Source organism: Mesorhizobium sp. M2C.T.Ca.TU.002.02.1.1, assembly GCF_003997225.1.
Genome location: NZ_RZTO01000642.1, coordinates 1 through 3,633 on the forward strand (window position 1 = coordinate 1; position 3,633 = coordinate 3,633).

Annotated in this window: 3 protein-coding genes and 2 pseudogenes; all 5 read right to left on the minus strand. The window is 66.4% G+C overall.

The window, feature by feature from the left end:
• On the minus strand, positions 1 to 1,245 hold a 1,245-nt coding region (locus EOD07_RS26665; RefSeq protein WP_206519563.1), incomplete at its 3' end, for a penicillin acylase family protein.
• Between the two features lie 32 nt (positions 1,246 to 1,277).
• Positions 1,278 to 1,511, minus strand: a pseudogene (locus tag EOD07_RS39235) (penicillin acylase family protein); the annotation flags it as partial.
• 19 nt (positions 1,512 to 1,530) lie between these two features.
• Positions 1,531 to 2,508, minus strand: a complete 978-nt coding sequence (locus EOD07_RS26670; RefSeq protein WP_052468777.1) for a branched-chain amino acid ABC transporter permease — start codon at positions 2,506 to 2,508, stop codon at positions 1,531 to 1,533.
• Complete coding sequence (locus EOD07_RS26675; RefSeq protein ID WP_073986587.1) at positions 2,508 to 3,371, minus strand: branched-chain amino acid ABC transporter permease; 864 nt, start codon at positions 3,369 to 3,371, stop codon at positions 2,508 to 2,510. Before EOD07_RS26675 ends, EOD07_RS26670 begins: the two co-directional genes overlap by 1 nt.
• Positions 3,371 to 3,633, minus strand: a pseudogene (locus tag EOD07_RS37795) (ABC transporter ATP-binding protein); the annotation flags it as partial. The pseudogene EOD07_RS37795 and the gene EOD07_RS26675, both read right to left, overlap by 1 nt.

The window sequence follows — 3,633 nt, forward strand, 5'->3', positions numbered from 1 at the left end:
CTCCAGCCATTCATAGCCGATCGGCTGGTCTATCGGCCAATCGGCCGGCAGGTTGAACTCGTTGGCGGTGGCGAAATAGCCCTTCGCCGGATTGTGGCTGAAGGGCAGCGCATGACCCGGCAGGAAGCCCTGCCATTCATGCCGCCCGTCGCCGGGCACCGGCAGAAGCCCGTCCCAGTTGGGGCGTATGGGAGAGAACCCGCCGACGGCCCAGCCGATATCGCCCTTGGCGTCGGCATAGACCTGGTTGACGGCCGGCACGCCCCAGCCGCCCATATGGTCGCGGAACGCCTCGAAGCTGGTCGCCCGCATGGCGGCGATGCTCTTGAAGTAGGGGGCCGTGCCGGGATCGGTCCAGACAGTGCGGATCGCCACCGCCAGATGCCGGTCCGGATATTCGGCGATCACCGGCCCGTGGCGGGTGAAACGCAGGGCGAGCGCGGCCTCTCCGCAACCCTTGACCGAGGCGGTCTCGCCGATGTCGCGAAAAGCCTCCCAGCCGTCTCCGTAACGGTAGAGGCCGGGATCCTCCGGATGCGTCTCGTAGACATAGACATCTTCCTGGTCATGGCCGAGGAAGAGCGTGAGGCCAAAGGCCGAATGGCCGTTGTGGCCGATCGAGATGCCCGGCAGCGCCGGCTCGCCGGCCCCGATGCCGTTGAATTCGGGCGAGGCGATGTGGACGATGTAGCGCAGCGACGGCACCGCATGGGTGCGGTGCGGGTCGTTGGCCAGGATGGGCCGGCCGCCGGCGGTTCTCGCGCCCGACACCACCCAGTTGTTGGAGCCCTGCAGGCTGGCGTCGCGCACGACGTCGCCGAGCGGCGTCATCTTGCGCCAGGCGCGGGCATCGCCGATGCCGGCCGCCAGCCTTTCGCTGCCGAAGGTGACGGGGGCGATGGCGAGCTTGAACGTGTCGAGGCAGTCGAGCGGCAGCGGGGCGGGGCGGTCACGGCCGGCAAGCGGGTCATGCGGCGGTTCCAGCTTCTGCCGGAGCGCGTCGAGTTCGGCGTCGAGCTCCGCAAGGATGTTGGAGCGGATCACCTCCGAGACGGCGTTGCGCATCAGCGAATGGCTGCGGATGCGCACGACGTCTTCCGGCTGCCATTTCGCCGGGCGTGTGCCAAGGGCGGCGAATTCCGGCGGCAGCCTGTGCGGCTGGTGTTCGCAGAGCTCGACATAGGCATTGATGCCGGCGACGAAATGGCGGCAGATCGACTCGGCGTCGGGGCATAGGCGTCCCATTCCGCCTGCATGTCGCCGCGATAGAGGAAAAGCCTGGCGGCACGGTCCTGCTCGAGGTAACCTGGGCCGAAATCCGCCGCCAGCACGCCAAGGCCCCGCTTGCGCCACAGATCGATCTGCCAGAGCCGGTCGCGCGCCGCGTTGAAGCCCTGGACCAAGAACATGTCGAGGAAACTTTCGGCTCGGACATGGGCGATGCCCCAGCGGTCGACGACGATGCTGGCCGTCGAGCTTAGGCCTTCGACGGCGAATTCCTCTTGGCTCATGATTATCGATGCTCCCGGATCAGGCTGGGCTCCTCGTCGGCGTCGCCGGCTTTTGCCCCGTCGGCGCCAGCCTTTCGAGGATCTGGATCAGGCCGCCCGGCGCAAGCCTCAGCACCAGGATCATGGCGACCGCGATCACGATGTAGCGCGCGTCCTCGAAGCCGCCAATCCCCGCCATGGCTTCGCTGGCGAAAGTGAGCGCCAACGCCGCGATCACCGGGCCGAGAACGCTGTTGATGCCGCCGATCAGCACCATCGAGAGCACCAGCGACATCGTCCCGAAGCCGAAGACCTCGGGCGAGGCGACGCGCAGATAGACGGTGTAGAAGCCGCCAGCGATGCCGGTGAAGATGGCGCTCAGCACCAGCACCGAAATTCGCGTGCGCGCCACCGAGATGCCGCGCGCGGTCGCATAGTCCTCGGCGTCGCGCACTGCCTTCAGCGATTTGCCGAAGGGCGAACCGGCGACAAGGATCAGGAAAGCCGTGGACAGGCCGAGCAGGATCAGCGCCAGGTAGTAATAGCCGAGCTTGTAGTCGCGGATGAAGCTGTAGTCGCCGATGGTGAGGAACGGCAGGCGCACCAGGCCCTTGGCGCCGCCCGTCAGGTCGGCTTGGCTGAGCACCAGCTGCACCATCAGCTGATTGACCGCGAAGGTGACGAGCACGACATAGATGCCTTTGAGCCGGGCGACCGGCGCCGCCATGATCACGGCCGAGATCGCCGCCGTGACCGCGCAGGCGGGAATTGCGAGCCAGGGATTGACGCCGGCGGTCTTGGTCAGGATCGCCGCCGTGTAGACGCCGATGCCGAAGAAGGTCATGTGGCCGAAATTGAAGATGCCGCAATGACCGAGGCTGAGGTTCCAGTTCGACGCGATGATCGCGTAGATGAAGGCGATGATGAAGAGGTGCCTGACATAGCCGTCGGTGAAGACCTGCGGCACGAAAGCCAGGACCACGAAGAGCGCAAGCAGCAGGAGGTTGTTTCTGGTCATCATCTCTTTCCGAATATTCCGTTCGGCCTGAGCAGGAGGACGAGGATCATCAGCAGGAAGAGCGCGAAGGGCGTCCAGTAGAGGCCGACCCAGAGCACCAGGAAGGCCTCGATGAAGCCGATCAGATAGGCAGCACCTGCTGTCGAGCCGAGGCTGCCGAGACCGCCGAAGATGACGACGATCATCGCCTTGGTCAGCGGCTCGCTGCCCATGGCGGGCGTGATGAAGCGGATCGAGCCGAGAAGCGCGCCGGTGAGGCCCGCGAGTGCCGCCGAGATCGCGAAGGCGAGCGCGAAGGCGGTCGGCACGTCGACGCCGATCAGCGCCGCCGAATCCTGGTTCTGGCCGACGGCGCGCAGGCTGCGTCCGATCTTGCTCGAGACCGTGAAGCGCCACAGCGCGATGAGGATGATGGGCGCCGCCACCAGCAGCAAGGCTTCATGCGCGGAGATCGCGTTGCCGAACAGCCTGATCTCGCCATCGACGAGCGGCGGAAGCTGCTTCAGGCGCGGCCCCCAGATCATCTGCGCGCCGCGTTCGAGGATGATGGTGACGGCGAGCGTCGTCATGGCCGTGACGAGCAGCATGTTGCGGCTGGCATAGAACGGCCGGATGACGAGCCGCTCGATGACGATGCCGATCAGGCCGGCGCCGAGCGTGCCGGCGACGACGCCCGCGACAGGGCCGGCGCCGACCGCTTCGCTGACCGTCCAGGCGATGAAGGCGCCGACCATCATCAGCGCCCCATGCGCGAAGTTGAAGACGCCGAGCGTCGTCCAGACCAGGCTGAGTCCGCTCGCCATCAGGGCATAGAGCGAGCCGAGCACCAGGCCGGAGACCAGCGTGGCGAGGAGCGTATCCATCAATGCGTGCCTCCTTCGCCGAAATAGAGCCGCATGACCTCTTCATCATCGGGCGCGCTCGCTCGGTCGATCTCGCGCACGACGACGCCGTGCTCCACCAGATAGAGCCGGTCGGTGAGGGAGAGGAGGAACTCGATATCCTGCTCGACCACGATCAGGGGCACCCCGCTTTTGGAAATCTCGCCGATTGCCGCGCCGAGCTCCTCCTTGAGGCGGGGAGAGAGGCCGAGCGGCGGCTCGTCCCGCCTCCGAAGGCGCGGCG

Bases quoted from the DNA above. Each gene is read 5' to 3' on its own strand.
- EOD07_RS26670 (WP_052468777.1), bottom strand. From the start codon at position 2,508: ATGACCAGAAACAACCTCCTGCTGCTTGCGCTCTTCGTGGTCCTGGCT.
- EOD07_RS26675 (WP_073986587.1), bottom strand. From the start codon at position 3,371: ATGGATACGCTCCTCGCCACGCTGGTCTCCGGCCTGGTGCTCGGCTCG.